Below are 26,387 nucleotides of genomic sequence, written 5' to 3' on the forward strand. Positions count from 1 at the left end.
GATGCGCACGGTAACTGACAGAGCGTCAGATGACGAGACTAGGGCAGGAAGCCGTCCGCCGCCGAGAAGGCCGCGTGGGCGACCACCATGAAGATGACGCAGCCCGCGATGAACACGCTGAAGAACGCCACCGCGCAGCCGGACTCGGCGGCGAGCCGCCCACGCGCCGGGGCGTGCGCCGTCGCCCGCTCGGGACGCTCGGCCGTGTAGTGCACGGTGACGATGTCGCCCTCGACCCTCGTCCCCGGCCCGTTGCTCTCCTCGAAGCGGACGGTACGGCCCTCGCGGGTGGTGAACTCGTACACGTGGTGGAGCGTCGTGCTCACGGAGGTCTCACCGCCGCCGCTGGTCGTGGTGTACGTCCGCAGGCAGCGCGCCTCCGCCGTCAGCCCACCGCTCCAGGCCCGGCGCACCTCCCTCGACCGGCGCAGGAGCCTGACCAGGGCGAAGACCGCCAGGGCGATCATGAGCGCGGGCACGACGTAGAAAAGCGACTCGAACATGAGGTCCCCCCGAGGTCGGTACGCCGCCCCGCCTGGCCGGCGTGCGAGGAACGTACCCGCGGGTAGGGGCGGCCGGCCTCAAGGGAACCTCAGTTTCCGTGCTGTGGCGGACCGGTCCTCAGAACGTGACGTCCGAGCAGGCGTAGAACGCGTTGCCCGTGTCGGCGATCGTCCACACCGCGAGGATGACGTGGTGCCCGCTCAGCCCGGTCGGCAGGGTGCCGCTGTGGCTGAGGGTGGCCGGCGGGCGCTGGCCGTTGTACGGGACCGTCAGGAACGGGGTGAGGTTGAGGTCCGAGCGGGACAGGGCGTGGTTCTGGTTCCAGCCCTGCCTGGTGACGTAGTACTTGAAGTCCGTCGTGGCGTGCTGGGCGGTGAACTGCCAGCGGAAGGTGTACGTCTGCCCGCCCGTCACCCTGGTCGTGGGCCAGGCCGCGCCGGACGGTGCGGTCGACGAGCTGAGCTGGGCGAACCGGCTCAGGCCGCCGTTGCAGAGCTGGCCGTCGGCGGGCCCCGCGGCCGGGAATCCCTTGGGGCCCTCGACGCTCTGCGGCTCGTACTGGATGTCGCCGCAGCCCGTCACCGTGCCGTTGGCGCAGAGCTTCTGCCTGCTGATGGGGAGGTCGGTGTAGCCGTGCCCGCTGGCGCCGCCGGTGGAGAGCGCGAACGCTCCGGCGGTCACCACGCCCAGCACGACCGCGGACAACTTGGTCCTGGTGTGCATACTGCCGCTCCTGGAGAACGTGGGGAGTTCGGTGAGCTGTGCAGGTAGGTCTAGACCAAGTGCCAGATTATTGCCGCTTGTTGAACATGTCCATACCAATCACAGGCCGGGCTACGACGGCTCCCCGCGCCCCGAGCCAAGGGTGACCGTGACCCGGAGCGGCCGCACCGAGAACACCTCCACGCCGACCGGCGCGGTCTCCTCCGCGACCAGCCGGGTCAGCGCGTCCCCGGCCGCCGTCACCCCGCTCCGCGCCCCGCCCGCCGGCTCCACCGGCACCCGCGCCAGCGCCGCCTCCACACATTCCCGCACGTACCTCTCGTGGTCCTCGACGCCGAGCACCGCCCGCGCGGTGTCCCGCGCCCGCCACACCACCAGCACCACCACCCTGAGCGCCGTCCCGTCGGGATCCGCCGCCGGCATCGCCTCGCTGCGCCAGTGCCGCAGCCGCACGTCGACCACGCGCCGCCGCAGCAGCGGGTTCACCCAGAGCAGTCCGGTGCGCCGCACCGTCCCCCGGTAGCGGCCGAACAGAGCGAGCACCCAGGCCCGCCCGGTCCGCCCCCGGGTCAGCCCGCCGAAGCCGGACACCCCGAGCGCCCCGGCCCCGGCGTACGCCGCCCACTGCGCCGGACCGAGCCCGGCGCCCAGGGACGCGGGCAGCGGCAGGGCCTTCACCACGGCCGCCGGGAGCAGCCCCGCCCACCAGGAGGTGGCCAGACAGCCGGCGATCCCGGCCACGCCGGCCAGCACCCCGGCCGCGCCCGGCAGCACCCGCGCCGGGCGCTCCACCAGCTCCGGGCCGACCTCCGGCAGGCGGCAGCACACTGGCAGCGGCTGTCTCGACCGCGGCTGCCCCCCGCTGACGTGCCGTCGGATCCCGGTGACCGACCCGTCCGGCTGCCCCTCGGACTCGGGCGGTGTGCGTGACGTGGTCGTACTCATGCGTACCTCAAGCCTCCGCGCCAGCGGCGTCGTGAACAGGGGTCGGGACGGACGGACAGGGCCCTGGCAGTCGGGAGCGACCGCCTTCGCGGTCGGGGGCGGTCGCACGGGCGGGGGCCGGAGGACGTCGTCTGGATGGGGGCCGGAGGGCGGCCGCCCGGCCCGGTGGCCGGAGGGCGGTCCACCCGACACCCACACACCGCCCGCCTGACCCAGCCGAACACAGCAACCGCCCGCCCGGCCCAGCGCTCAGAGGTCCGTCGAGCTGTCCGAGCCCGGGTCCGCGTCGGCGAACAGTCGGCGCCAGGTCTCCGGCCCCGGGTAGCCGTCCGCCGCGCCGCCGCGCCAGCCCTGGGTGCGCTGGAAGGCCTCCACCGCACGTCGGTCCGCTTCGCCCCAGCGCGTACCGGGACCGGTGGGGTAGAACCTGCCGAAACCTTTTTCCACCAGTCGGCGGCCCAACTGTGCGACGTACGCGTTCTCCGCGCCCGGCCGGAAGGAGCCCCGGCCCGGATAGCCGGGCACCCCGTGCGAAACCGGCACCGCTTCGGTCGCCGAGGCGGACTGCTCGCCCTTCGTCCCGGAGGTCAGGCCCTTGTAGCGGTACGGGACGTACTTGTCGGCGTTGCTCCAGTAGGGATACGGGGTGGCCTGGCTGCGGGTATGCGGGGGTGTCTGCTCGTAGACCGTGTAATAGGCGTGGGTGTAGTCCGTCCAGCCGCCGAAGATCACCACGTGAGAGCCCTTCTCGGGGTTGCTGGGATTGTGGAAGAGCAGCATGTCGCCGGGCTCGAGCTCCGCCTTGGTGATCTTCACCCCGAACTGGTCGAGGCTGCCCGTCCACTCGTTGCCCGGCAGTCCCCAGGCCATGGAGACATAGCCCGAGCAGTCCTGCCGGTAGCCGTCGGTCCAGTAGGTGTCCATGCTGTACGGCACCTTTGCGGTCACCCAGACCTTGGCCCGGTCGATGATCTTGGTCCGGGTGGTCGCGGGGATCGGAACGGTGTCGGGCCCCGCCGGTTTGCCCTTCGGTCCGTACAACGGGCCCTTGGCGCCCTGCGGGGTGTCGGACTCGCCGTCGTCGGGGGCGCGAAGGCCCTTCACCACGGCGGGGCGGCCGGGAGCGAGGGCCGCGGCCGGGGTGACCGCCCCGAGGACGGCGGACGCGGCGGCCACGGCCACGATCCCGCAGGTCGCCGGGCGGATGCGGGGGCGGCCGGATGCCAGACCGGGGCCGGCTCGTCGCTCCTGGACGCAGCCGGGGCAGTCGCAGTCGCGGGCGGGGTCGAAGTCCTCGAACACCGGAGCCGTCATGCGATCTACCTCACATTCGAAGGGGCTTGGTCCGCGAGTGTGCACGTTGATCAGTTTTCCAACTGTCCACCGGACCGCCACTTTGACGGCCCGAATGATGTACACGCCCCGCTTGGCCACCCCTTGATCACCCGGGGGTGGTCATGGGCACCCCTGGAGGTCAGGTAGAGTTCTCTCCGTCAGCAGGCGCCGCTAGCTCAGTTGGTTAGAGCAGCTGACTCTTAATCAGCGGGTCCGGGGTTCGAGTCCCTGGCGGCGCACCGACCGAAAGGCCCCTCGCGAAAGCGGGGGCCTTTCGTATGCCCGAAAATCGCCCCCGTCCGGAACCGGGCCCTCCCCCCGGCCGGCCGGATACCCTCTCGCCATGGCAGCCCGGGACCTCCAGGAGCGGATCAAGAAGCTGATCGTCGACCGACGGCTGCCCTCGGGTGCCCCGCTGCCGACCGAGCCCGAGCTGATGGAGTACCTCGGCGCGAGCCGGAACTCCGTGCGCGAGGCCCTGAAGGCACTGCAGGCGATGGGGATCGTGGAGATCCGGCACGGGTTCGGGACGTACGTCGGCTCGATGTCGTTCGCACCCATGATCGAGGGGCTGGCCTTCCGCACCGTCGCCGGGCACTACCGTGGCGAGGACTCCCTGCTGCAGCTGCTGGAGCTGCGCGAGGCCGTGGAGACCGGCCTGGTCTCGCGGCTGGCCGGTCGGCTGCCCGAGGCGGACCTCGTCGAGCTGGACGCCCTCGTGGACCGTATGGATCAGGAGGCCGCCGAGGGGGCGGGCCTCGCCGAGACCGACCGGGCCTTTCACGCCACCCTCTACCGGGGGCTGAACAACGTGCTGCTCAGCGAGGTGCTGGAGGCGTTCTGGGACGCCTTCCACCGGGTGCAGCGGGACCTGGTGGACGTGCCGCAGGATCCCAGGGTCACCTGCCGCCAGCACCGGGAGATCCTGGACGCGGTCCGGTCGGGCGACTCGCTGCGGGCGGAGGAGGCCATAAGAGACCACTTCGGCAACATCCGCGTCCGCCTCTCCACTACCGGCACACCCCGGCCGCCCGAAACCACCGGCACACCCCCGTCTCCCACGACCACCGGCACACCCCCGCCACCCGCGACCACCGGCGCGCGCCCGTCCCCCGAGCCCCACACGCGCCACAATGAACGGGTTTGACCGGTAAACACCGCGTTTCGCATCTTGCGATCATGCGGAGCCCCGTAGAACCCTTGGATGTCCAAGCTGCCGCTGTTTGGCGGAAGTTGGGGGGAAGTAAACGGTTGCCGGACGGCGGGGCGGGGGCCCCGCTCATGAACCGATGCCGAGGGGGGCGTCGATGCAACCGGAAGGTCGCCGTTCCGTGAGGTGGGGAAGACGTGGGGACGGCGAGCCACCACAGCGACAGAACACGCGGTGACCTGCGTGTGGGGGGAATGACTCATGACGTCGACGCCATCGGGCGCCGGGCCGAGCCACGTTCACGACGACCCGTCGCAGACCACACAGCTCAGGGTGATCGGGCACCGGACGGGCCAGTTCCGCCGGATCAGGAAGAGCCTGCCCAGATACGACTACGAGCACTACAGCCGGCTCGCGGGCCCCCTCACCCAGCCCGACCCGGCGAAGCCGTACAAGGTGCAGTACCGGTCGCTGCTCTCCCAGGAGCCGCACCGCATCCGCGCCGCCCTCATGCTGGGCGCCGCCCCCGTGCTCTCCCTGGTCCTGCTGTTCTGGCTGCTGCAGCCCGAGCACTGGACCGAACGGGACTACCCCGCCTACGACTTCCTGCCGGCGCTCGACGTCGTCATGCTCGTCTCGATCGGCCTGATCGAGTTCTTCCGCTGCATGAACGTGCTGTCCAACGCGCACGCCACGCTCGTCGCCCGCGACCCGGTCCCGGTGGTCCCCGAGACCGGCACTTCAGTCGCCTTCCTCACCACCTACGTGCCCGGCAAGGAGCCGCTGGAGATGGTGACGAAGACCCTGGAGGCGGCGGTGAGGCTGCGCCACCGGGGCCTGCTCCACGTGTGGCTGCTGGACGAGGGCGACGACCCGGCCGTCAAGGAGGTCTGCGCCCGGCTCGGTGTGCACCACTTCACCCGCAAGGGCGTCGAGCGGTGGAACCGGCCGAAGGGCCCGCACCGCGCGAAGACCAAGCACGGCAACTACAACGCCTGGCTGGAGGCGCACGGCGACGACTACGACTTCTTCGCCTCGGTCGACACCGACCACGTACCGCTGCCCAACTACCTGGAGCGGATGCTCGGTTACTTCCGCGACCCGGACGTGGGCTTCGTCATCGGCCCGCAGGTGTACGGCAACTACGACACGTTCGTCACCAAGGCCGCCGAGTCCCAGCAGTTCCTCTTCCACGCCCTGATCCAGCGCGCCGGCAACCGCTACGGCGCCCCGATGTTCGTCGGCACCTCCAACGCCGTGCGCATCGGTGCCATCAAGCAGATCGGCGGACTGTACGACTCCATCACCGAGGACATGGCGACGGGCTTCGAGATGCACCGCGCCAAGAACCCGGCGACCGGCCGGAAGTGGAAGTCGGTCTACACCCCCGACGTACTCGCGGTCGGCGAGGGCCCGAACGCCTGGACGGACTTCTTCACCCAGCAGCTGCGCTGGTCCCGGGGCACGTACGAGACGATCCTCAAGCAGTACTGGAAGGGCCTGTTCACGCTGGGGCCCGGCAAGCTCTTCAACTACACGATGATGATCGTCTTCTACCCGATGTCCGCCCTCAACTGGATCCTCGCGGCCCTGAGTTGCGCCCTGTTCCTGGGCCTGGGCGCCTCGGGCGTGAACATCGACCCGACCGTGTGGCTGATGCTGTACGGCAACGCCTCCGCGCTCCAGATCGGCCTGTACGTCTGGAACCGGCGGCACAACGTCTCCCCGCACGAGCCGGAGGGCTCCGGCGGTGTAGCGGGCATGGTGATGTCCGCGCTGTCCGCGCCGATCTACGCGCGCTCCCTCATGGACGCCGTACTGCGCCGCAAGAGCAGATTCGTGGTCACGCCCAAGGGCGAGTCGGCAAGCCCCGACACGCTGTTCGGGACGTTCCGGGTCCACTGGTTCTTCATCCTGGTCTTCGCCGGCTCGCTCGCCGCCGGTTTCGTGTTCGGGCACTCGCACCCCGCGATGATCACCTGGGCGTGCTTCGCCCTGTTGATCACCGCCTCGCCGATCTTCGCCTGGCGGTACACGCTGTGGCAGGAGCGGAAGAGCCCGAAGCCGGCAGCGACCACGGCAGCGGGAGCGGCCGCCGAACCGCAGGACGCGGTGCCCGCGGCGTACGCGGCCCATCTGCCGCTCGAGCGACCCACCTGGGCGGCCGGCGAGCGGCACGGGGGCCGGGGAGCGGACCGGGGCGGGGAGAACGAGCAGACCGTGCAGATCGCCCTTGGCGGACTGGGGGGCCGTAAGGAATGAAGGACCAGTCCGGCCGCCGTCGCGTTCGCAGGCTTGCGATCGGTACGGCGGTGGTGCTCGCACTGGCCGGGATGAACGGGCCGTGGCTCTACCGCTTCGGGACCGCGCAGTACCACCAGTACAAGATCAACAGACCCGAGTACAAGGCCGAGAACGGTCACTGGGACATCGTCGAGTTCCCTCCGGAGTACCGCCAGGACACCATCCACGCGGCGCTCCTGCACACCGGCAAGGTGCTGCTGGTCGCCGGCTCGGGCAACAACCAGGACAACTTCGACAAGAAGAAGTTCGACACCCGGATCTGGGACCCGGTCAAGGGCACGATCAAGAAGGTCCCCACGCCCAGCGACCTGTTCTGCACCGGCCACACCCAGTTACCCGACGGCAACCTGCTGATCGCGGGCGGAACCAAGCGGTACGAGAAGCTCAAAGGCGACGTCAAGAAGGCCGGCGGCGTCATGATTCTCTACAACGAGAACCCGGACAAGCCGATGACGCTCCCGGCCGGCACCAGGTTCACCGGCAGACAGAACGGCAGGACGTTCGTCTCCCAGGACCCGGTGCTGGTCCCGCGCGCCACGAAGGTCTTCGACAGGACCGGCAAGTGGCTGCGCAACAACCCCGGTTACGGCCGTGTCTACGTCGAGGCCCCGCGGGAGGGCGCCCAGTACGAGACCGGCACCCAGGACAACTACCGGATCCAGGGCCTGGCCGGCGCCGACGCGCACAACACCTACGGCATCGCGCAGAAACTCGCCCTCGACAAGAAGGACTTCGAAGGGATCAAGGACGCCTACGAGTTCGATCCGGTCGCCGAGCGGTACATCAGGGTCGACCCGATGAACGAGGCCCGCTGGTACCCGACGCTCACCACCCTGTCGGACGGCAGGATCCTCAGTGTCTCCGGCCTCGACGACATCGGTCAGCTGGTGCCGGGCAAGAACGAGGTCTTCGACCCGAAGACGAAGAAGTGGACGTACACGAGGACGGTCCGGCAGTTCCCGACGTATCCGGCGCTGTTCCTGATGCAGAACGGGGAGATCTTCTACTCGGGTTCGAACGCGGGGTACGGCCCCGACAACGTAGGCCGTGACCCCGGCATCTGGGACGTCGACACCAACAGGTTCACCAAGCTGGCCGGGCTGAGCGACCCGAACACGATGGAGACCTCCGGCACGGTGCTGCTGCCGCCGGCGCAGAACGAGAGGTTCATGGTGATCGGGGGCGGCGGTGTCGGCGAGTCGAAGCTGTCCAGCAAGAAGACCCGGCTGATCGACCTGAAGGCGAAGAACCCCAGGTTCGTGGACGGGCCCGAGCTGGAGAAGGGCACGCGGTATCCGCAGTCCTCGATCCTGCCCGACGACACGGTGCTGGTCTCCGGCGGCTCGGAGGACTACCGGGGGCGCGGCGACTCCGACATCCTGCAGGCGCGGATCTACCACCCCGACAGCAACAGCTTCACCCGGGTGGCCGATCCGCTGGTGGGCCGGAACTACCACTCCGGTTCCGTCCTGCTGCCGGACGGGCGGGTGATGTTCTTCGGGTCCGACTCGCTGTACGGCGACAAGGCGAACACCAAGCCGGGGAAGTTCGAGCAGCGGATCGAGATCTACACGCCGCCGTATCTGTACCGTGACTCGCGGCCGACGCTCGGCGGAGGTCCGCAGACGATCGCCCGTGGCGCTTCGGGGACGTTCACGTCGGACCACGCGGCCGGCATCAAGAAGGTGCGCCTGATCCGGCCGAGTGCCTCGACGCATGTGACGGACGTCGACCAGCGGTCCGTCGCACTGGACTTCAGGACGGCCGGGAACAAGATCACGGTGACGGTCCCGAAGAACCGGAACCTGGTGACCTCCGGGTGGTACATGTTGTTCGTCGACGACGACCAGGGGACACCGAGCAAGGCTCAGTGGGTCAGGGTTCCCTAGTCACTTGGTGTGGTCGGCGAGGGCAAGTGCATAACTCGGCCACCACTCCCCCGCCTTCGGGCCTCCCTTGCAGGTGCCGTCGGACTCCCCCGGGCGCTTGACCCACAGGTAGGCGTCCACCAGGGCGTCGGCCGTCTTCGTCGTCGGGGTCTCGCCCAGGGCCCGGCCCGGCGGGTTGCACCAGCGCTGGGCCGGGTCGCCGCCGGCGTAGGGGCCGTTGCCGTTGCGGCTGGTGTCGATGACGAAGTGCTTGCCGCCCACCTTCGCCGAGAGCTGCTTGCCGTAGGCGATGGAGTCCTGGGTGGAGTAGAAGTTGGAGACGTTGACGGAGAAGCCGTCGGCCTGGTCGACGCCGGCCTGCTGCAGGGGCTGGAAGATCTGGTCGGGGTGGCCCCAGCCGGCGTTGCCCGCGTCCAGGTAGACCCTGGTGTTCCGCAGCGACTTGAGCTTGGCGACCGCGCCCTTGAGGAGGTCGTAGCGCTCCTCGTGGAAGCGGTCCGGGGTGCAGCCGTCCACGAGGTGGAGTACGGCGTCCGGTTCCAGGATGACGATGGCGGGGCGGTCCTCGATGCCCCGGGCCACGCCGTCGATCCAGGCGCGGTAGGCGTTGCCGTCGGCGGCGCCGCCCTGGGAGTACTGGCCGCAGTCGCGGTGCGGGATGTCGTAGAGGACGAGCAGGGCCGTGCGGTCGGACTTCTCGGCGGCCTCGGTGAAGCCGCGCGCCTCCTTCTCCGGGTTCTCCGGGCCGATCCACTCGCCCACCGGCTGCTCGGCGATCTTGCGGAGCTGCGCGGCCTCGGTCTTCTTGCCGGACTTCTCGTAGGCGGCGACCTGCCGGGCGGCGGTGCCGTCCGGGTTCACCCAGAACGGGTCGGCGGCCTTGGGCTGTTGGGAGATCCGGGCCCCCGGGTCACCCTTGTCGTCCCCGCCGCCGGAGGAGCATCCGGCGAGCAGCAGCGCCGCGCCCAGCACCACCGCCGCCGACGCCCGCGCGGAAGAACGGGCCCCCCTGCTGTCGTCCATGCGAAATCCCCCCTGGTCCCCCCTGGGCGCACCGGTCCGGGGTCAATCCTGGCATATCCGGCCGGTCCGTCACGAGGTCGCGAGGTCGAGCTGCGGGGCGTGCGGGGCGTGGACGTACGGGGGTCAGCCCGCGGTTCCGGTGAGGTATGCGGAGACCACGACGTTGGCCGTGTAGCTGTGGGCGGCGCGGTCGAAGGAGCCGCCGCAGGTGATCAGGCGCAGTTCGGCGCGGCCGGGCCGGTGGGGGGCGTAGGCCTGGTGGGCGTCGAAGCCGGCGCGGGGCAGGACGCGGACGTCGTCGATGGTGAACCGGGCGACCTTGCCGTCCGAGCGGACCACCCGGACGGTCTCGCCGGGCTTGAGGGTGCTGAGCTTGTAGAAGACCGCGGGCCGGGTCTCGGTGTCGACGTGTCCGACCAGGAGCGCCGCGCCCCTGGCGCCGGGTGCGGTGCCGGCGCCGTACCAGCCCACCACGCCCGGCTGGTCGAAGGGGGGCGGGTCGACGGCGCCCTGGGCGTCCAGGCCGCGCCTGACCACCGGTGCCTGCACGCCCAGCTGGGGGATGTCGACGCGCTGGGGCACGGCGTCCCCGAGCGGCTTGGCCGGGGCGGGCAGCCGGGGGGCGTGGGCGGGTGCGAGGGCGAACAGGTTCCCCGTGGTGGGGCCGCCCGTGGGGTGCGGTACGCCGGTCAGCCCGCGCCCCCACAGCCACAGCCCGAACAGCAGCAGGGTCCACGTCAGGGCTGCGACGAGCCGCTCGGTGCCGCTGGTGCGCTCACGGTCGTGGGACATGGCCCGCGCTCAGCGGGTGCCGCGGTTGCGGCGGGCGCGGAGCCCGACGGCGACCGCCGCGGCCGCGGCGAGGGCCAGTCCGGTCGCCGTCTGCACGGTGTCGGGGCCGGAGTCGGTGGTGGCGACCGTGGCGAAGTGGGCGGTGCCACCGCCGCCGGCGGGGACCGGGGCGACGGGCGAGGCGGCGGTGGGGGGCCGGCCGGCGGGATCCGGGTACTGCCCGGTCGCCTGGCCGGGTGCCGTCCCGCTGCCGACCACCGTGATCTTCCCGTTGATCACGTAGTCGGCGCAGGTGATCCTGACGTCGTACGCGCCCGGCCTGAGGGAGGAGCGGACGCGGGTCTCGCCGGCCAGGGTGCCCTGTGTGCCGGTCAGCCGGGCGTCGGAGACGAACGCGGCCGAGACGGCGGTGCCCTGTTGCCCGGAGCAGCCGTGGACCCGCACCGACACGTCGGTGCCGGGAGCGGGGGCGGCGGGCGTCACGGAGACCGAGCCCGAGTCGGCCGCGTGGGCGGCCGGGGCGAACACGGCGACGGCCAGGATTCCTGTACAGACAGTGAGGCGTAGTGAGCCCATCGTGAACCTCCAGTTATCAGGAGGCTCCCCCGCCGCGGGCGCCTCCGCATCCTCGGGAGGCGCCCCATTGCTCCGAACGGGTGGATCGGGGTTTGAAAAGCCCAGGTCAGCACCGTTCGGGGCCGGTCAGGACCGGAACCGGCCGGGTCAGGTCGGATCGACGAGGTCGACCAGGTCCGCGATGGAGTCGACGACCTGCGAGGGGCGGAAGGGGTAACGGTCGACGTCGTCGGGCTGGGTGACGCCGGACAGCACCAGGAAGGTGCGCATTCCGGCCTCCAGGCCCGCGAGGACGTCGGTGTCCATGCGGTCGCCGATCATCGCGGAGTTCTCGGAGTGGGCCCCGATGGCATTGAGCCCGGCCCGCATCATCAGCGGGTTGGGCTTGCCCACGAAGTACGGCTTCTTGCCGGTCGCCGCGGTGATCAGGGCGGCGACCGAGCCGGTGGCGGGCAGGTCGCCCTCGGTGGAGGGGCCGACGTTGTCCGGGTTGGTGGCGATGAACCGGGCGCCGTCGTTGATCAGCCGCACCGCCTTGGTCAGCGCCTCGAAGGAGTAGGTGCGGGTCTCGCCGAGGATCACGAAGTCGGGGGCGTGGTCGGTGAGGATGTAGCCGATGTCGTGCAGGGCGGTGGTCAGGCCCGCCTCGCCGATGACGTAGGCGCTGCCGCCGGGCCGCTGGTCGTCGAGGAACTGGGCGGTGGCCAGGGCCGAGGTCCAGATGTTCTTCTCCGGCACGTCCAGACCCATCCGGCGCAGCCGCGCGTGCAGGTCGCGGGCGGTGTAGATGGAGTTGTTGGTGAGCACCAGGAAGGGCCGCCCGGACTCGCGCAGCTTCTTCAGGAAGGCGTCGGCGCCGGGGATCGGAACACCCTCGTGGATCAGGACACCGTCCATGTCGGTGAGCCACGACTCGATCGGCTTGCGGTCTGCCATGTTGTGCGTCTCCTGGCGTGCGTACGGTCGAGGAAAGACGGTCTGAAGAGCTGGGGCGCCGGAACCACGGCGTACCGACGCCCCCAGCCTAATCAGCGTGGCCTGATCCTGACCCCGGCGTCCGCGGGTCGAACGGATCAGCTTCCGGTCGCCGACTTCCAGTCCTCGACGTACGAGGTGAGGTTCTTGTCGATGTCGTTCCAGTCCGGCTCGAAGAACTCCACGCCGTCCATCAGCTTGGTGAGGGCGATGGCGTTGGCGTCGGTGGCCTTGACGTCCTGGCGGGCGGCGAAACCGCCGCCGATCTCGCTGACCTCCTGCTGCTGCTTCTGCGCGAGCATGAAGTCGAGCAGCTTCCTGCCGTTCTCGCCGTGCGGGGCCTTGGTGACCAGGCCGGCCGCGTACGGCAGGGCGAAGGTGGTGGGCTTGCCGTCCTTGGCCGCCGGGAACCAGATGCCGAGGCCCGGCATGGTCTTGGACTGGGCGTAGTTCATCTGGACGTCGCCGTTGGCGACGAGCAGCTCGCCCTTGTCCACCTTGGGGGCGAGCTTGCCGGTGGAGGCGGACGGGCCGACGTTGTTTGCCTGGAGCTTCTTCAGGTAGGCGAGGGCCTGCTCCTTGCCGCCGAAGTCGTGGATGGCCTTGATGAGGACGGCGGTGCCGTCACCGGCGACGCCCGGGGTGGAGTACTGGAGCTTGTTCCTGTACTTGCCGTCGAGCAGTTCGTCCCAGGTCCTGGGGGCCTGCTTCAGCTCCTTCTTGTTGTAGACGAACCCGAAGTAGTTGTCGACGACGGAGGTCCAGGTGCCGTCGGGCGCCTTGTCGGCGCCGCTGACCTGATCCGCGTCCTTCGGCACGTACTTCTGCAGCAGGCCCTTGCTGTCGGCCTCCTGGATGAACGGCGGCAGGGTGACCAGCACGTCGGCCTGCGGGTTGGACTTCTCGCGGACGGCGCGCTGCACCATCTCGCCGGAGCCGCCCTCGACGTACTTGACCTTGATGCCGGTCTGCTTGGTGAAGTCGGCGAAGACCTTGTCGTACCAGCCGTCGCCGTTCTCGCCCTTGAGGCCGTCGGCGCTGTAGACGGTGACGGCCTTGGCGTCGGAGGCGGCGGAGGAGCCGCCGCAGGCGGACAGCAGGGGGGTGGCGAGCAGGGCGAGGGCTATGGCGAGCGTGAGACGGTTTCTGGGCATGGCGAGGCCAACTCCTGGCGTGGTGGCGGGGATTACCGAGGGGGATTCAGCGGTACGACGCCCGGGTGCGGACCCGGGAGACGGCGAAGAGGACGAGCAGGGTCGCGGCCATCAGCACCACGGCGACGGCGGAGCCGGTGAACAGGGCACCGCGGTCGGTGGCCGCGTAGATCAGGACGGGCAGCGGGGTCCAGTCGGGCGGGTAGAGCATCATCGTGGCGCTCAGCTCGCCCATGGACAGGGCGAAGCAGAGGCCGGCCGCGGCGGTGAGCGAGGGCAGCAGCAGGGGCAGCCGCACCCGGAGCAGGACGCGGGCGGGCCGGGCGCCGAGGGAGGCGGCGGCCTGTTCGTAGGCCGGGTCGAGGCGGGTGATCGCCGCCGACACGGACTGGTGGGCGAAGGCGGTGACCAGCACGGTGTGGGCGAGGATCACGATCCACCGGGTGCCGTTGAGCAGCATCGGCGGCTTGGAGAAGGCGACCAGGACGGACAGTCCGACCACGACCGACGGTACGGCGACCGGCAGCACGAACAGGGCGTCCATGAGCCTGCGGTACCGCTTCTTCAGGGCGGCACCGGCCAGCGCGGCCCAGGTGCCGACGGTCAGCGCGAGCAGGCTGGCGGTGGTGGCGGTGAGCAGGCTGGTGGTGAGGGCCTGCAGGGCCTCGCCCCGGGTCGCCGCACGGTAGTTGGCGGTGTTCGGGCCCGAGGGCAGGACGCCGGACCAGTGGGTGGCGAAGGAGGCGCCGAGGACGACGAGCAGGGGCAGCGCGAACAACGGCACGAACAGGACGAGGAACACCGCCCACACGGCCCACCTGGCCCCACGGCTATGCACCAGCACGACGGCTCACCACCCGGTAGAGGCCGTAAAGGCTTACGGAGATCAGGACGTTGACGACGGCGACCACGCACGCGCCCGGGTAGTCGGACTCCAGGATCGCCTTGCTGTAGACGAGCATCGGCAGGGTGGTGACCCCCTTCGCGCCGGTGAACAGCACGATCCCGAACTCGTTGAGGCACAGCACCAGGACGAGACTCCCGCCGGCCGCGAGCGCGGGCAGCGACTCCGGCAGGATGATCCGGCGGATGATGCGGGGTGCCCGCGCGCCCAGGGAACCGGCCGCCTCCAGCTGGGCGGTGTCCAGCTGCGAGAACGCGGCGAGCAGGGGACGCATCACGAACGGCGTGAAGTAGGTGACCTCGGCCAGCAGCACGCCCCAGGGGGTGGTGAGGAACTGGAAGGAACCGATGATGCCGGTGGTGCCGTAGATGAACAGCAGCGCCAGCGTGATGAGGAAGGACGGGAAGGACAGGTAGACGTCGATGAACCGTGCCACCGCCTTCGCCCCGGGGAACGGCACGAAAGCGATGACCAGCGACAGCAGGAAGCCCAGGACCAGGCATCCGGCGGTGGAGGCCAGCGCCAGCCAGACCGTGGTCCACAGCGCGTTCCGGAAGGCCTCGGAGGCGAAGACGTCCGCGTACGGCCGCAGGGAGGTGCCTCCGCCGTCGGGCTGGAAGGACTGCTGGACGACGAGGGCGAGGGGGTAGAGGAAGAAGAGGGCGAGGAGGGCCACGGGAGGAAGGGCCCACAGCAGCCGCCTACTCATGGCCGGCCCCTGCGGGCAACAGCACCGCGTCCTCGGCGGCGAAGTGCAGGCTCACCGGGTCCCCGAGCGCCGGCGGATCCTTCAGCTCGCGCACGTCCGCCATGACGGAATGCCCGTCGACCTCGACGTACAGCCGGTGCGTGGCCCCCCGCCACTGGATCTCCCGTACGACACCCGTGAGTTGGTTGGGGCCCTGGCCCAGCCCGATGACGTGCGGCCGTACGCACAGCGTGGCCCGCGCCCCCGCGACCGCGTTGCCCGTGTCGACCTTCAGCTCGGTCCCCGCGAAGCCGACGCCCCCGCAGCCCACCGTCACCGGCAGCACGTTCGCACCGCCCACGAAGGAAGCCGTGAACTCGTTCTTCGGCGACCGGTACAGCTCGCGTGGCGTCCCGCACTGCTGAAGCCGCGCGGCGTCCATCACCGCGATCCGGTCGGCCAGCGTGAGCGCCTCGACCTGGTCGTGGGTGACGTACAGCATCGACATGTCGGGCAACTCCCGGTGCAGCCGCGCGAGTTCGGCCAGCATTCCGGACCGCAGCCGGGCGTCCAGCGCGGACAGCGGCTCGTCCAGCAGCAGTACGTCCGGCCGGATGGCGAGGGCGCGGGCGATGGCGACCCGCTGCTGCTGCCCGCCGGACAGCTCGCGCGGATGCCGGCGGGCGTAGGCGGCCATGCCGGTCAGCTCCAGCGCCTCGGCGACCCGCTGCCGTGTCTCCGTCTTGCCCGCCCTGCGGGTCTTGAGCCCGAAGGCCACGTTCTCGTCCACCCGCATGTGCGGGAACAGCGCGTAGCTCTGGACGACCATCCCGATGCCCCGCTGGTACGGCGGCAGGTCCGTCACGTCCCTGCCGCCGAGGAGCACCCGCCCGGACACGGGCCGTACGAACCCGGCGACCGCCCGCAGCGCGGTGGTCTTGCCGGAGCCGGACGGCCCGAGCAGCGCCATGACCTCGCCGGGCTCGACGGTCAGGTCGAGGGAGTCGAGGACGACGTTGCCGTCGTAGGCGACGGTGACGGAGTCGAAGCGGATGCCCATCTCAGCGGTCTCCCAGCAGCAATGCCGGCAGGTCGGCGACGGAGTCGAGGACGTGCGTGGCCCCGGCGGCCCGGAACTCCGCGTCGCCGTGGGCCCCGGTGCGCACCCCGGCGACCAGCCCGGCCCCGGCCCGCACCCCGCTGAGCACGTCGTAGGAGGTGTCCCCGAGGACGGCGACCTGCGTCACGTCCTCGGCGGCCTTGGTGCGCAGGAACGCCTCCAGGACCATGTCCGGGTACGGCCGCCCGCGCCCGCCGGCGTCGGCCGGGCACAGGGTGAGCGGGACGAGGTCCCGCCAGCCGAGGGCGTCGAGGATCGCATCCTGGGTGACGCGGGCGAAGCCGGTGGTCAGCACGACGGTGCGGCCGCTGTCCGCCAGCTCCCGGATGGCCTCCTCGGCCCCCGGCACGGGTGCGATCAGGCCGCCGTCGACCAGGTCGCCGTACGCCTTCTCGAAGGCGCTGTTGGCGCGCTGGGCGCGGTCCTCGGTGCCGAACAGGTGCCGGAAGACGGAGATCTTGGACTCGCCCATGGTGGCGCGGACGTAGGCGAGGTGCTCGGCGTGCTCGGCCGACCCGGGCTCGACGCCCAGTTCGACGGCGGCCGTCTCGAAGGCGCGCTCGACCAGTCCGCCGTCGGCGACGGTCGTGCCGGCCATGTCGAGGACGGCGAGCCGGATGTCGGTGGTTACGGGGGTCATGGGGGTGCTCACCAGCTCAGTTCGTTCGCGGTGGTCTCGGCTATCGCGGGGGCGCAGGTCATGCCGCGCCCGCCGGGCCCGGTGACCAGCCACACCCCCTCGCGCACCTGCTGCCGGTGCACCACCCGGCCGGGCTCGGTGCACTGCGCGTACACGCCGGCCCAGCGGCGCCGGATGCGCGGCAGCGGCCGGCCGAGGAGGGACTCGACCACACCGGTGAGGTGCTCGTACGGCTCCTCGACGGTGTCGAAGGCGAAGGGGTGCTCGTACTCGTGGGTGTCGCCGATGGTCAGGCCGCCGTCGGCGCGCTGCACCATGAGCAGCTGCATCCTGTGGGTCGCGGCGGTCTCCGGCTGCGGCTGTTCGGTGTTGAGCCGGTCGAGGGCCGGGGAGGCGTAGGCGGGGTAGTAGCGGAAGCTGTCGGCGTCGGCGACGGAGGTCGGCAGCGGCTCGCCCAGCGGGTCGGTCTGCATCATCTGCAGGCGCACCCGGCGCACGGGCAGCTGCGGTCCCGCGAGTTCGCGGACCAGTCCGCCGAGCCAGGCACCGGTGCACAGGACGACCGCGTCGGCGCGGTGCACGTCCCCGTGGTCGTCCCGGACGGTGCCGGCGCCGACGATCTCGCGGACCTCCCGGCCCGGCAGGAAGGTGTAGTCGGGGGACTTCAGCAGCTCTGCGCGGAGGGCGAGTTGTGCGGTGCGCGGCTCGACGGCCGCGTCCCGCTCGCAGTACAGGGCGGCGGTGAAGTCGCCGCGCAGGGCCGGGTTGAGGGCGCGGGCCTCACTCGGGGTGAGGAGCTTGTAGCCGCGGGCGGCGGCGTCCGCGCGGCCCACCGCGGCCTCGGCGACGGCGAGTTCCAGGGGGCCGCGGACGGGGGTCAGGGACCCGTTCGCCCGGAAGCCCAGCGCCGGCACCCGTGCGCCGATGCCCTCCCACAACTCCCGCGCCCGCAGCGCGGTCTCCAGCTCTTCTCCGGCGGCGCGGCCACTGACCCAGATCTGCCCGAAGTTGCGCAGCGAGGCGCCGCGCGCCTCGGCCTCGCGCTCGATCTGGACGACCTGGTGGCCACGCTGCACCGCATGCCAGGCGTGCATGGTGCCCACCACGCCTGCTCCGACGACTGTCACTTTCACGACGGCAACGCTCCTCGGGATCGGGGAACCGGAGACATCCGGCTGACAACGAGAGCGTGAACGACCCGTCACGTTTGGGCTAGACCCGTTATCCTCTCGTGACATTACGGTGGGGGTCGATATCGGGACATCAGCCGCTTTTCAGCCCTTGAGGTGGGCGGTGAAGGAGAACCGGTCCCCCCGGTACAGCGAGCGCACACGCTCCAGGGGCCGGCCCTCCGTGTCCCGGGAGACACGGTGGATCAGCAGCATCGGCAGGGCGGGCGGGGTGCCGATGAGCAGTGCCTCGCGGGGCGTGGCCAGCACGGTCTCGATGCGCTCGTCGGCGTCGCCGAAGGAGATGCCCTGGCTGGTGAGATAGCCGTAGAAGGAGGAGTCGGGGTCGAAGTCGCCGTCCAGCCGGGGCACCCGCTCGACGGCGACGTACGTGCTCTCCAGGCCGACCCGCTCCTCGTCGGCGAGCAGCACGCGCTCCAGGTGCCACACCGGTTCGCCCCGGGTGAGCCCGGTCTCGGCGGCGAGGGCCTGCGGACAGGGGAACCGGTCGAGGGTGACGAGCGTACGGCCGGGCGTACGGCCCTGGCGGCGCACGCCCTCGGTGTAGCTCGCGAGGGACAGCGGCTGGGCCAGCTTGGCCCCGGCGACGACCGTGCCCCGCCCCTTCCGCCTCAGCCGCCCTTCCAGCACCAGCTCCCGTACGGCCTGCCGCACCGTCTCCCGGGCGACGTCGTAGCGCTCGGCGAGGTCCCGCTCGGTGGGGATGAGGCTGCCCTCCCCCAACTCCTCCAGCAGCGCGGCGATGCGTGCCTTCACCGCGTAGTACTTGGGGATGCGCCCGTGCTCGGGAATGCCGGAGCGGACGGGGGCGCCGGGGGCCTGGTCGTTCGGGTAGTCCACGCAGGGATCGTCGCAGATGGCAGGGGTGCGCGTCGTACGACCCCCGGCCCGCGCGTACGAGCCCGGCTCAGCGGCGTTTGCGGATGAGCAGCAACGCGCCGCCGCCGACCCCGAGGACCGCAGCGGTGGCGGCGAGCAGCCCGCGGGCGAGGCGGGGTCCGGTGCGCGCCAGCTCACTGGCTCGCTCCGCGGCGTCCTCCGCCCCGGCGGGGAACGGCAGGTCCGGGCCGGGGCCGGTGTCGGGGGTGGTGGTGCCGGTGCCGGGGGTCGCCTGCGGGCCTGCGGACTCGCCGGGTGCCACGCCGCCGTCCTTCGTGCCGTCCTGGGCCGGCGGGGCGTACTCCCCGATCCCGAACCGGTAGGCGTTGGACTCCCCGATCCATTCCCCGTCGTCGCCCCGGCGCTGGACGACGGCGGCGTTGGCGGTGACCTGGTCGGACGCGGTGTCGGAGGGGAAGACGAGTCTGACCTTGACGCTGACGGTCCGGCCGGGCGGTACGGCGAACCCGTCGAACCCGGCGCCGTCGAGGACGCCGATCAGCTCCTGCTCGTCGGTGCTCTCGAACGTCACCGGCCGGGCCGTGGGGCCGTCGTAGAACTCCAGCTTGGGCTGGTCCGGCTGCAGCGCGCGTTTGTCGTCGACGAGGACGATCAACGGGTGGACGCCGGTGCAGGTCCGGCGGGTGGTGTTGGTGAGGTCGATGTACCAGGTGCCGTATCCGCCGCCCGCCTCGTAGGAGGCCGGGCCGCCACGGATCCGGGCGGAGAGCGGGAAGGCCCGCGGGTCTCCGGCGACGCAGGCGGGGGGCGGTTCGGCGAGGGCGGCTGCCGGTGCGGCGGGGACGACCACACCGGCGGAGGCGGACGCGGCGGCGGCTGCGGCCACGCAGAGGGACAGGGGTGTGCACAGTCGCATAAACACATGACCATGCCGGTGGGACCGAGGCCCCTGCTGCAGCCACTCCGGTACGGGCCGCGAAGTCCGCCCGATCGGCGGGGGTCAGCCGGTGATCGTGACGTCCACTGTGACCACGGCCTGGGGATCGGAGGCGCAGGCCATGTAGATCTGTGCCACACCCGGGCGCGCGTCGGACACGGTCGCGGCGATCCCGGCCAGCGTGCCGTTCTCCAGCGGCTTGAGGTCCACGACGCCGATGGGGGTGCGCTCCGTCGTGCCGTTGCCGGCCGGCGCTCCTTCGGCGCGGCCGCCCCGGCTGGGATCACTGCATCCCGTGAGCGTGAGGGATACGGTCTGACCGGCCCTCACCTTCGCGGGACTGACGGTGCCGACCGGTGCGGCGGTGGCCGTGCCGGCGAGGGCCACGAGGCCGGCGCCGACGAGGGTTGCGGTGGTGATGCGGGAGCAGCGCATACTCACTCCTCACTGCACCGGGCGGTGCGTTCCGTGAGACGGCGGTGGCCGTTTGATTCCATTGATGCGCTTGAGTCCATTGTGAACACCTCGGGCGGCCCCGTGCACGCCGCCCGACAGCGTCCGAGGAGCATGCAGCATGAAGATCGCGGCGTCACAGAAGATCACCACGTTCCTGATGTTCGAGGGCGATGCGGAGGACGCGATGACCTTCTACACCTCGCTGTTCGACGACGCCGAGGTCGTCAACATCACTCGGTACGGCGCCGACGGGCCCGGCGTGGAGGGGAGCGTGCAGCAGGCCACGTTCTCGCTGGCCGGCCAGCAGTTCATGTGCATCGACAGCCCCGCGCACCACGACTTCACGTTCACACCCGCCATCTCGCTCTTCGTGCAGTGCGAGGACGAGGCCGAGATCGACCGCCTCCACGCGGCCCTCTCCGAGCAGGGCACGGAACTCATGCCCCCGGGCAACTACGGCTTCAGCACCAAGTTCACCTGGGTCAACGACCGCTTCGGCGTCTCCTGGCAGCTGAACCTGCCGGCGGCTTCATAGCGCCGGCAAGCGACCCGACCCGCGGCCGGGCTCAGCACAGCGCAGCGTCCGTCACGCGTCGCCCCGCCCGAACACCGGTGCCAGCAGCAGTTGCGCGGCCCCCTCGGCCACCACCCGCTCCCCCCGCGGAACGATCCGAACCGGCACCGCCCCGCCCACGCCCCCCTCCCGCCGGGCCCGCGCCGCCTCGAGCACGTCCCCGACCCCCCGCAGAAAGACCTCCGCGTCCCCCGCCACCGTCCGCCCGCCGAGCAGCACCACATCGATGTCCAGCAGCCCGACCAGGTTCGCCGCCGCCACCCCCAGTACGCGCGCCGCCTCCCCGGTCTCCCCGCGCCCCACCGCCGCCAGGCACAGCGCCTCCACGCATCCCCGGTTCCCGCACTCGCACGGCGGCCCGTCCAGCTGGATCACCTGGTGCCCGAACTCCCCCGCACCGGTCCGCGCCCCCCGGTGCACGCGCCCGCCGATCACCAACCCGGCCCCGAGCCCCGTACCGAGATGCAGATACGCGAAGGAGCCGCCCTCGCCGCCCTCGCCCCCCGCGCCCCCGGCCGACAGCCCGAGCGCCGCCGCGTTGGTGTCCTTGTCCACCACCACCGGCACCCCCAACCGCTCCCGGAGCGCGTCCCGCAGCGGAAACCCGTCCCACTCGGGAAACCCGGTCACCCGGTGCAGCACCCCCCGCGCGTGATCGAGCGGCCCCGGAAGCGCCACCCCCACCCCGAGCAGCGCACCGGCCCGGGCCGGCCCCTCCGCATCCTGGCCGAGCCCGTCGCGCACCACCCCCTCCACCGCGTCCCCGACCACCGACAGCACAGCCTCCGCCCCGGCCCCCAGGTCCAGTTCGGCGCGCCGCTCCCCCACCACGGCCCCGTCGAGATCGACCAGCGCCACCCGCAGCTCGTCCCGGTCCAGATGCACCCCCACCGCGTGCCCCGCCTCCGGCACCAGCCGCAGCACGGTCCGCGGCTTGCCGCCCGTCGACGCCCGCCGGCCGGCCTCCGCCGCGAAGCCCTCCTCCCGCAGCCGCGCGGTGATCTTGCTGACGGCCTGCGGGGTCAGCCCGGTCCGCTCGGCCAGTTCGAGCCGGCTGATCCCCTCCGCCCCGGCGTCCCGCAGCAGCCCCAGCACCAGCGCGGTGTTGTGCGACCGCACCGCGACGAGGTTCGCCCCCGCCGGCCCACCGCCGCTCACCGACACACCGGTCCCCGTCCTCGTCCTGTTCACGCCACCCATTGTCCCCTCCACTTGCACTTTGGCAACAGCGTTGCGAAAGTGGTTCCATGGGATCCATGACAGGACGCACGACCACCACCCCCCTCCGCGTCGGCCTGATCGGCTACGGCCTCGCCGGCTCCGTCTTCCACGCCCCGCTGATCGCCGCCACCGAGGGCCTCGCCCTGGACACCGTGGTCACCTCCGACCCGGAGCGGCAGCAGCAGGCGCGCGCCGAGTTCCCGGGCGCGAGGCCCGTCGCCGGCGCCGAGGAGCTGTTCGACCGCGCGGACGAGCTGGACCTGGTCGTCATCGCCTCCCCGAACAGGACGCACGTGCCGCTCGCCACCGCCGCCCTGAAGGCGGGCCTGCCGGTCGTCGTGGACAAGCCGCTGGCCGGCACCGCGGCCGAGGCCCGCGACCTCGCCGCCCTCGCCGAGGAGCGCGGCCTGCTCCTGTCCGTCTTCCAGAACCGCCGCTGGGACAACGACTTCCTGACCCTCCGCAAGCTGGTCTCCCAGGGCGACCTGGGTGACGTATGGCGCTTCGAGTCCCGTTTCGAGCGCTGGCGCCCCCAGCCCAAGGGCGGCTGGCGCGAGTCCGGCGACCCGGCAGAGATCGGAGGTCTGCTCTACGACCTCGGCAGCCATGTCGTCGACCAGGCCCTGGTCCTCTTCGGCCCGGTCACCGAGGTGTACGCCGAGACGGACGTCCGCCGCCCCGGCGCCGAGACCGACGACGACACCTTCATCGCGCTCACGCACGCGAGCGGCGTCCGCTCCCACCTCTACGTCTCCGCGACGACCGCCCAGCTCGGCCCCCGCTTCCGGGTGCTCGGCTCCCGGGCGGGCTATGTGAAGTACGGCCTCGACCCGCAGGAGGCGGCCCTGCGCGAGGGCCTGCGCCCCGGCCCCCAGTGGGGCGCGGAGCCGGAGTCCCTGTGGGGCCGCATCGGCGCCGGCGAGTCCCCGCTGAGCGGCGGCGGCACCCCCGTGCCGACGCTCCCCGGCGACTACCCCGCCTACTACGCGGCCGTCGCCCGCGCCCTGACCGGCGCCGGCCCCAACCCGGTGACCGCTCTGGAGGCGGCCGCCGCCCTCGACGTACTGGAAGCGGCCCGCAGGTCGGCCACGGCCAAGGTGACGGTGACCCTCTGATGCCACACCAGCAGCACCACCCGCAGATCACCGCCAGGACCACCCCCGAACTCACCCCGTCCGTAGAGGAGTTGGAGGCGCAGGAACGCCGCCTGGTCTTCCGGCAGTTCACGCACGACGACGCCTGGGCCCTCGGCTCGCTGCTGGTCGAACTGGCCCGGGAGCGCCAGGCCCCGGTCGCCGTCGACATCCACCGCGCCGGCCAGCAGCTCTTCCACGCGGCCCTGCCGGGCTCGACCCCCGACAACGACGCCTGGATCGCCCGCAAGCGCCGGGTCGTCGAGCGCTACGGCGCCTCCTCCTACCTGGTCGGCGCCCGCTTCCGCGCCAAGGGCACGACCTTCGAGGACTCCTCCCGCCTCGACCCCGACACCTACGCGGCCCACGGCGGCTCGTTCCCGGTCAAGGTCGAGAACGTGGGCGTCGTCGGCGCGGTGACCGTGTCCGGCCTGCCCCAGCTCCAGGACCACAGGTTCGTCGTGGAGGCGCTGGAGCAGTTCCTGAAAGTGTGACACCCACCGGGATTACGTGAGGGATCCCTCCGGTTGGGAATGGCTGCAGACGTGATCGTCACGGCCCCACCCGGAGGGACAGCCCCATGAGCACCGTGAGCACCTTGAAGGACAGCATCGGCCGGTACGGCATCTGGAGCATCGGCCTGCGCGCGGAGGACCCCTCCCGGCGCGGCGAACTGGGCGAGGCGGCCGCCGAGTTGCAGGAGCTCGGCTTCGGCGCCGTATGGCTGGGCGGCAGCAGCGCCGCCCGGCACGCCGTACCCCTCCTGGAGGCGACCGACCGCCTCACCGTCGGCACCAGCATCCAGAGCATCTGGCAGTACGACGCCGAGACCAGCGCCGCCGACTTCGCCGAGGTCGACGCGGCGCACCCCGGCCGCTTCCTGCTCGGCCTCGGCGTGAGCCACGCCAAGCTCGCCGACCAGTACCGCCGCCCGTACTCGGCCCTGGTCGCCTACCTCGACGCCCTGGACGAGGCAGGGGTGCCCGCGAGCCGCCGGGTACTGGCCGCCCTCGGCCCGAAGGTCCTGGAGCTGTCCCGAGACCGGGCGGCGGGGGCGGTGCCGTACCTGGTCACGCCCGAGCACACCGCCCACGCCCGAGAGATCCTCGGTGCGGGCCCGCTGCTCGCCCCGGAGCTGAAGGTGGTCCTGGAGACCGATCCGGCCCGCGCCCGCTCCCTGGCCCGCGACACCCTCGCGATGTACCTCGCCCTGCCGAACTACACCAACAACTTCCTCCGGCACGGCTTCACCGAGGACGACCTGGCCGACGGAGGCAGCGACCGCCTGGTCGACGCGGTCTTCGCCTGGGGCGACGACAGCCGCATCCGCGACCGCATCGACACCTTCCACGAGGCGGGCGCGGACCACGTGGCCCTCCAGGTGGTGGCGGGCGGCGACAGGGACAGCCTGCCGAGGGAGGAATGGCGCCGCCTCGCTTCTCTGCTGGCGTGAGTCTTCCACCCCCAGGGGCGCGGGGAACCGCGCGAGAAGCCACGACGGACCCGCACCCGCCGTACTCGCGCAGCCCGACCCCCCCTCAGGCCCCTTTGAGCTCCTGCCGCTGCCGACCGAGCCCGGGGATCTCCAGTTCGACCACGTCCCCGGGTCGCAGGTACGGCTTGGGCTCGGGCCGCCCCATGGCCACCCCCGCCGGTGTCCCGGTGTTGACGACGTCCCCGGGGTACAGCGTCATGAACTGGCTGACGTAGCGCACGACCTCGCCCACGGGGAAGATCTGCTCGGCCGTCGTGCCGTCCTGCTTGAGCTCCCCGTTGACCCACAGTTTCAGCGACAGGTTCTGCGGGTCGGCGATCTCGTCGGGCGTCACCAGCCACGGCCCCAGCGGATTGAAGGTCTCGCAGTTCTTGCCCTTGTCCCAGGTGCCGCCGCGCTCGATCTGGAACTCCCGCTCGGACACGTCATGGGCCACCGCGTACCCGGCGACATGCGCGAGCGCCTCCTCGGCCGACCCGAGGTAGCGGGCCGTACGCCCGATGACGACGGCCAGCTCCACCTCCCAGTCGGTCTTCGTCGAGCCGCGCGGAACCAGCACGGTGTCGTTCGGCCCGACCACCGTGTCCGGCGCCTTGAAGAAGACCACCGGCTCGGCGGGCGGTTCGGCGCCGGTCTCGCGGGCGTGGTCGTGGTAGTTGAGCCCGATGCACACGATCTTGCCGATGCGGCCGAGCGGCGGACCGATGCGCAGCCCCGCCGGGTCCAGGCGGGGCAGCTCGCCGGAGTCGGCCGCCGCCCGTACCCGGTCGAGCGCGGCGTCGTCGGCGAGGAGCGCGCCGTCGATGTCGTCCACGATGCCCGACAGGTCCCGCAGGGTCCCGTCGGCTTCGAGCAGCGCGGGCCGCTCGGCCCCTGCCGTACCGACTCGCAGCAGCTTCATGGTCACAATCTCCCTCGATCGCGGGGGCGCCCGACCGATGGGTGCAGCCATCGGAGGACTGGTCGATCCTCCAATCGCGAGGTCCACTCCGCAAGACCCTGTTCACGTACTGGACCGTAACCGCGAGCGTGACCGCACCCGTGACCGCGACCGTGACCGCGCCTTCCTACCGGTACAGCGCGGCCCGTTCCACCGCGGTCCAGGTGGTGCTGGTGACGACGTACAGGGCGGCGGCCAGCGGTACGACCGCCGCGGTGACGAGCGTGAAGAAGGACATGAACGGCATGACCTTGTTGACCGCGCCGAGCCCCGGCACCTGCTCGCCGCCACCGGCGCCCACCGTGACCGGGCCGGCGGCCGTCATCCGCTTGGTGCGCCGGTAGTTGAAGACGGCGACAGCCGCGACGATCGCGAACAGCCCGAGATAGACCAGCCCCGCCGGGCCGAACAGCCCACCGCCGGCGAGGGCGTCGGCCCAGCGCCCGCCCAGCGGCGCCGCGAACAGGTGGTGGCCGAGCAGCCCGTTGCTCTCGCCGCCGATCGTGGAGCTGGAGAAGAGGTGGTAGAGCAGGAAGAAGGCGGGCAGCTGGAGCAGGCTGGGCAGACAGCCGGACAGGGGTGAGACCTTTTCCTCTGCGTGCAGTTCGAGCACCGCCTGCTGCAGCCGCTGCGGGTCCTTGGCGTGCTTCTCGCGCAGTTCGGCGATGCGCGGCTGCAGTGCGGCGCGGGCGCGCTGGCCGCGGGCGGCGGCGCGCGACAGCGGGTGGACGAGGAGTCGTACGAGCGCGGTGAACAGGACGATCGCGGCGGCTGCCGCGGAGGCGTGGAAGAGCGGCTGGAGCAGGTCGGCGAGCTGCTCGACCAGGCGGGCGAAGAGGGAGAAGACGGACATGGCTGAGCCCTCCGGGGGTCTCGTCG

Annotated in this window: 26 protein-coding genes, 1 tRNA gene and 1 pseudogene; 8 read left to right on the plus strand and 20 right to left on the minus strand. The window is 71.6% G+C overall.

The window, feature by feature from the left end; translation table 11 throughout:
- Positions 1-38 precede the first annotated feature (38 nt).
- The 4 genes and pseudogenes from LMU33_RS19975 to LMU33_RS19990 all read right to left on the minus strand — a co-directional run bounded on the left by LMU33_RS19975 (position 39) and on the right by LMU33_RS19990 (position 3,486).
- Positions 39-503 (minus strand): DUF3592 domain-containing protein, encoded by a 465-nt coding sequence (locus LMU33_RS19975; protein WP_228621851.1) that lies wholly within the window; start codon positions 501-503, stop codon positions 39-41.
- Between the two features lie 118 nt (positions 504-621).
- Entirely contained in the window at positions 622-1,227 is a 606-nt protein-coding gene (locus tag LMU33_RS19980; RefSeq protein ID WP_228621852.1) for a lytic polysaccharide monooxygenase auxiliary activity family 9 protein, read from the minus strand.
- 150 nt (positions 1,228-1,377) lie between these two features.
- Positions 1,378-2,172 (minus strand): annotated as a pseudogene (locus LMU33_RS19985) (SPFH domain-containing protein); the annotation flags it as partial.
- Between the two features lie 249 nt (positions 2,173-2,421).
- A complete protein-coding gene (locus LMU33_RS19990) occupies positions 2,422-3,486 on the minus strand; it encodes a peptidoglycan-binding protein (RefSeq protein WP_228621853.1) in 1,065 nt (354 codons plus the stop codon).
- 186 nt (positions 3,487-3,672) lie between these two features.
- On the opposite strand from LMU33_RS19990, the gene LMU33_RS19995 reads away from it, so the two are divergent.
- From LMU33_RS19995 to glxA, 4 genes are all read left to right on the plus strand, one after another.
- A tRNA-Lys gene (locus LMU33_RS19995) sits at positions 3,673-3,746 on the plus strand.
- Between the two features lie 104 nt (positions 3,747-3,850).
- The gene (locus LMU33_RS20000; RefSeq protein ID WP_228621854.1) at positions 3,851-4,654 is read left to right on the plus strand and encodes a FadR/GntR family transcriptional regulator; all 804 of its coding nucleotides are present in this window, start codon (positions 3,851-3,853) and stop codon (positions 4,652-4,654) included.
- 264 nt (positions 4,655-4,918) lie between these two features.
- A complete protein-coding gene (locus LMU33_RS20005; protein ID WP_228621855.1) occupies positions 4,919-6,919 on the plus strand; it encodes a glycosyltransferase family 2 protein in 2,001 nt (666 codons plus the stop codon).
- Positions 6,916-8,850 (plus strand): radical copper oxidase GlxA, encoded by a 1,935-nt coding sequence (glxA, locus tag LMU33_RS20010; RefSeq protein WP_228621856.1) that lies wholly within the window; start codon positions 6,916-6,918, stop codon positions 8,848-8,850. The genes LMU33_RS20005 and glxA overlap by 4 nt, the downstream gene beginning before the upstream one ends.
- Here glxA and LMU33_RS20015 read toward each other — a convergent pair whose 3' ends face one another.
- The 13 genes from LMU33_RS20015 to LMU33_RS20075 all read right to left on the minus strand — a co-directional run bounded on the left by LMU33_RS20015 (position 8,851) and on the right by LMU33_RS20075 (position 20,124).
- A complete protein-coding gene (locus LMU33_RS20015; protein ID WP_228621857.1) occupies positions 8,851-9,873 on the minus strand; it encodes a glycoside hydrolase family 6 protein in 1,023 nt (340 codons plus the stop codon). It abuts the gene before it with no gap.
- Between the two features lie 123 nt (positions 9,874-9,996).
- Positions 9,997-10,665 (minus strand): class F sortase, encoded by a 669-nt coding sequence (locus LMU33_RS20020; protein ID WP_228621858.1) that lies wholly within the window; start codon positions 10,663-10,665, stop codon positions 9,997-9,999.
- 9 nt (positions 10,666-10,674) lie between these two features.
- Complete coding sequence (locus LMU33_RS20025; RefSeq protein WP_228621859.1) at positions 10,675-11,241, minus strand: hypothetical protein; 567 nt, start codon at positions 11,239-11,241, stop codon at positions 10,675-10,677.
- A gap of 147 nt (positions 11,242-11,388) precedes the next feature.
- Complete coding sequence (locus LMU33_RS20030) at positions 11,389-12,177, minus strand: HAD-IIA family hydrolase (protein ID WP_228621860.1); 789 nt, start codon at positions 12,175-12,177, stop codon at positions 11,389-11,391.
- A gap of 137 nt (positions 12,178-12,314) precedes the next feature.
- Complete coding sequence (locus LMU33_RS20035) at positions 12,315-13,370, minus strand: 2-aminoethylphosphonate ABC transporter substrate-binding protein (protein WP_228621861.1); 1,056 nt, start codon at positions 13,368-13,370, stop codon at positions 12,315-12,317.
- A 46-nt stretch (positions 13,371-13,416) separates the two neighbouring features.
- A complete protein-coding gene (locus tag LMU33_RS20040; protein WP_228621862.1) occupies positions 13,417-14,214 on the minus strand; it encodes an ABC transporter permease in 798 nt (265 codons plus the stop codon).
- A complete protein-coding gene (locus LMU33_RS20045; RefSeq protein ID WP_228621863.1) occupies positions 14,201-14,983 on the minus strand; it encodes a 2-aminoethylphosphonate ABC transporter permease subunit in 783 nt (260 codons plus the stop codon). The genes LMU33_RS20040 and LMU33_RS20045 overlap by 14 nt, the downstream gene beginning before the upstream one ends.
- On the minus strand, positions 14,976-16,022 hold the full coding sequence (locus LMU33_RS20050) for an ABC transporter ATP-binding protein (RefSeq protein WP_228621864.1): 1,047 nt from the start codon (positions 16,020-16,022) through the stop codon (positions 14,976-14,978). The genes LMU33_RS20045 and LMU33_RS20050 overlap by 8 nt, the downstream gene beginning before the upstream one ends.
- Before the next feature lies 1 nt (position 16,023).
- The gene (locus LMU33_RS20055) at positions 16,024-16,722 is read right to left on the minus strand and encodes a phosphonatase-like hydrolase (RefSeq protein ID WP_228621865.1); all 699 of its coding nucleotides are present in this window, start codon (positions 16,720-16,722) and stop codon (positions 16,024-16,026) included.
- An 8-nt stretch (positions 16,723-16,730) separates the two neighbouring features.
- A complete protein-coding gene (locus tag LMU33_RS20060) occupies positions 16,731-17,816 on the minus strand; it encodes a TIGR03364 family FAD-dependent oxidoreductase (RefSeq protein WP_249814030.1) in 1,086 nt (361 codons plus the stop codon).
- Positions 17,817-17,996: 180 nt separating this feature from the next.
- Positions 17,997-18,752, minus strand: coding sequence for a GntR family transcriptional regulator (locus LMU33_RS20065; protein ID WP_228621867.1), 756 nt, complete (start codon positions 18,750-18,752; stop codon positions 17,997-17,999).
- 67 nt (positions 18,753-18,819) lie between these two features.
- Positions 18,820-19,668 carry a hypothetical protein gene (locus tag LMU33_RS20070; RefSeq protein WP_249813998.1) on the minus strand — a complete coding sequence of 283 codons (849 nt, stop codon included), beginning with the start codon at positions 19,666-19,668 and terminating at the stop codon, positions 18,820-18,822.
- Between the two features lie 84 nt (positions 19,669-19,752).
- A complete protein-coding gene (locus LMU33_RS20075) occupies positions 19,753-20,124 on the minus strand; it encodes a hypothetical protein (protein ID WP_228621869.1) in 372 nt (123 codons plus the stop codon).
- A 139-nt stretch (positions 20,125-20,263) separates the two neighbouring features.
- Between LMU33_RS20075 and LMU33_RS20080 the strand changes: the two genes are divergently transcribed.
- Positions 20,264-20,680, plus strand: a complete 417-nt coding sequence (locus LMU33_RS20080; RefSeq protein WP_228621870.1) for a VOC family protein — start codon at positions 20,264-20,266, stop codon at positions 20,678-20,680.
- 51 nt (positions 20,681-20,731) lie between these two features.
- Here LMU33_RS20080 and LMU33_RS20085 read toward each other — a convergent pair whose 3' ends face one another.
- Positions 20,732-21,919: an ROK family transcriptional regulator gene (locus tag LMU33_RS20085; protein WP_228621871.1), complete on the minus strand. Its 1,188-nt coding sequence runs from the start codon at positions 21,917-21,919 to the stop codon at positions 20,732-20,734.
- Positions 21,920-21,975: 56 nt separating this feature from the next.
- On the opposite strand from LMU33_RS20085, the gene LMU33_RS20090 reads away from it, so the two are divergent.
- From LMU33_RS20090 to LMU33_RS20100, 3 genes are all read left to right on the plus strand, one after another.
- On the plus strand, positions 21,976-23,055 hold the full coding sequence (locus LMU33_RS20090; protein WP_228621872.1) for a Gfo/Idh/MocA family protein: 1,080 nt from the start codon (positions 21,976-21,978) through the stop codon (positions 23,053-23,055).
- On the plus strand, positions 23,055-23,567 hold the full coding sequence (locus tag LMU33_RS20095; RefSeq protein WP_228621873.1) for a heme-degrading domain-containing protein: 513 nt from the start codon (positions 23,055-23,057) through the stop codon (positions 23,565-23,567). The genes LMU33_RS20090 and LMU33_RS20095 overlap by 1 nt, the downstream gene beginning before the upstream one ends.
- Positions 23,568-23,653: 86 nt before the next feature.
- Entirely contained in the window at positions 23,654-24,526 is an 873-nt protein-coding gene (locus LMU33_RS20100) for an LLM class F420-dependent oxidoreductase (RefSeq protein ID WP_228621874.1), read from the plus strand.
- 85 nt (positions 24,527-24,611) lie between these two features.
- Here LMU33_RS20100 and LMU33_RS20105 read toward each other — a convergent pair whose 3' ends face one another.
- Positions 24,612-25,469: a fumarylacetoacetate hydrolase family protein gene (locus LMU33_RS20105; RefSeq protein WP_228621875.1), complete on the minus strand. Its 858-nt coding sequence runs from the start codon at positions 25,467-25,469 to the stop codon at positions 24,612-24,614.
- Positions 25,470-25,635: 166 nt separating this feature from the next.
- Entirely contained in the window at positions 25,636-26,361 is a 726-nt protein-coding gene (locus LMU33_RS20110; protein ID WP_228621876.1) for a YidC/Oxa1 family membrane protein insertase, read from the minus strand.
- Positions 26,362-26,387 lie beyond the last annotated feature (26 nt).

The sequence above is a fragment of the Streptomyces barringtoniae genome, assembly GCF_020819595.1.
Lineage (GTDB): Bacteria > Actinomycetota > Actinomycetes > Streptomycetales > Streptomycetaceae > Streptomyces > Streptomyces barringtoniae.

Coding starts and splice junctions, on each gene's coding strand:
- LMU33_RS20035 (WP_228621861.1), bottom strand. CDS start 13,370: ATGCCCAGAAACCGTCTCACGCTCGCCATAGCCCTCGCCCTGCTCGCC.
- LMU33_RS20000 (WP_228621854.1), top strand. CDS start 3,851: ATGGCAGCCCGGGACCTCCAGGAGCGGATCAAGAAGCTGATCGTCGAC.
- LMU33_RS20060 (WP_249814030.1), bottom strand. CDS start 17,816: ATGCACGCCTGGCATGCGGTGCAGCGTGGCCACCAGGTCGTCCAGATC.
- LMU33_RS20025 (WP_228621859.1), bottom strand. CDS start 11,241: ATGGGCTCACTACGCCTCACTGTCTGTACAGGAATCCTGGCCGTCGCC.
- LMU33_RS20085 (WP_228621871.1), bottom strand. CDS start 21,919: ATGGGTGGCGTGAACAGGACGAGGACGGGGACCGGTGTGTCGGTGAGC.
- LMU33_RS20030 (WP_228621860.1), bottom strand. CDS start 12,177: ATGGCAGACCGCAAGCCGATCGAGTCGTGGCTCACCGACATGGACGGT.
- LMU33_RS19975 (WP_228621851.1), bottom strand. CDS start 503: ATGTTCGAGTCGCTTTTCTACGTCGTGCCCGCGCTCATGATCGCCCTG.
- LMU33_RS20105 (WP_228621875.1), bottom strand. CDS start 25,469: ATGAAGCTGCTGCGAGTCGGTACGGCAGGGGCCGAGCGGCCCGCGCTG.
- LMU33_RS20080 (WP_228621870.1), top strand. CDS start 20,264: ATGAAGATCGCGGCGTCACAGAAGATCACCACGTTCCTGATGTTCGAG.
- LMU33_RS20055 (WP_228621865.1), bottom strand. CDS start 16,722: ATGACCCCCGTAACCACCGACATCCGGCTCGCCGTCCTCGACATGGCC.
- LMU33_RS20075 (WP_228621869.1), bottom strand. CDS start 20,124: ATGCGCTGCTCCCGCATCACCACCGCAACCCTCGTCGGCGCCGGCCTC.
- LMU33_RS20070 (WP_249813998.1), bottom strand. CDS start 19,668: ATGCGACTGTGCACACCCCTGTCCCTCTGCGTGGCCGCAGCCGCCGCC.
- LMU33_RS19990 (WP_228621853.1), bottom strand. CDS start 3,486: ATGACGGCTCCGGTGTTCGAGGACTTCGACCCCGCCCGCGACTGCGAC.
- glxA (WP_228621856.1), top strand. CDS start 6,916: ATGAAGGACCAGTCCGGCCGCCGTCGCGTTCGCAGGCTTGCGATCGGT.
- LMU33_RS20020 (WP_228621858.1), bottom strand. CDS start 10,665: ATGTCCCACGACCGTGAGCGCACCAGCGGCACCGAGCGGCTCGTCGCA.
- LMU33_RS20015 (WP_228621857.1), bottom strand. CDS start 9,873: ATGGACGACAGCAGGGGGGCCCGTTCTTCCGCGCGGGCGTCGGCGGCG.
- LMU33_RS20100 (WP_228621874.1), top strand. CDS start 23,654: ATGAGCACCGTGAGCACCTTGAAGGACAGCATCGGCCGGTACGGCATC.
- LMU33_RS19980 (WP_228621852.1), bottom strand. CDS start 1,227: ATGCACACCAGGACCAAGTTGTCCGCGGTCGTGCTGGGCGTGGTGACC.
- LMU33_RS20005 (WP_228621855.1), top strand. CDS start 4,919: ATGACGTCGACGCCATCGGGCGCCGGGCCGAGCCACGTTCACGACGAC.
- LMU33_RS20090 (WP_228621872.1), top strand. CDS start 21,976: ATGACAGGACGCACGACCACCACCCCCCTCCGCGTCGGCCTGATCGGC.
- LMU33_RS20110 (WP_228621876.1), bottom strand. CDS start 26,361: ATGTCCGTCTTCTCCCTCTTCGCCCGCCTGGTCGAGCAGCTCGCCGAC.
- LMU33_RS20095 (WP_228621873.1), top strand. CDS start 23,055: ATGCCACACCAGCAGCACCACCCGCAGATCACCGCCAGGACCACCCCC.
- LMU33_RS20050 (WP_228621864.1), bottom strand. CDS start 16,022: ATGGGCATCCGCTTCGACTCCGTCACCGTCGCCTACGACGGCAACGTC.
- LMU33_RS20045 (WP_228621863.1), bottom strand. CDS start 14,983: ATGAGTAGGCGGCTGCTGTGGGCCCTTCCTCCCGTGGCCCTCCTCGCC.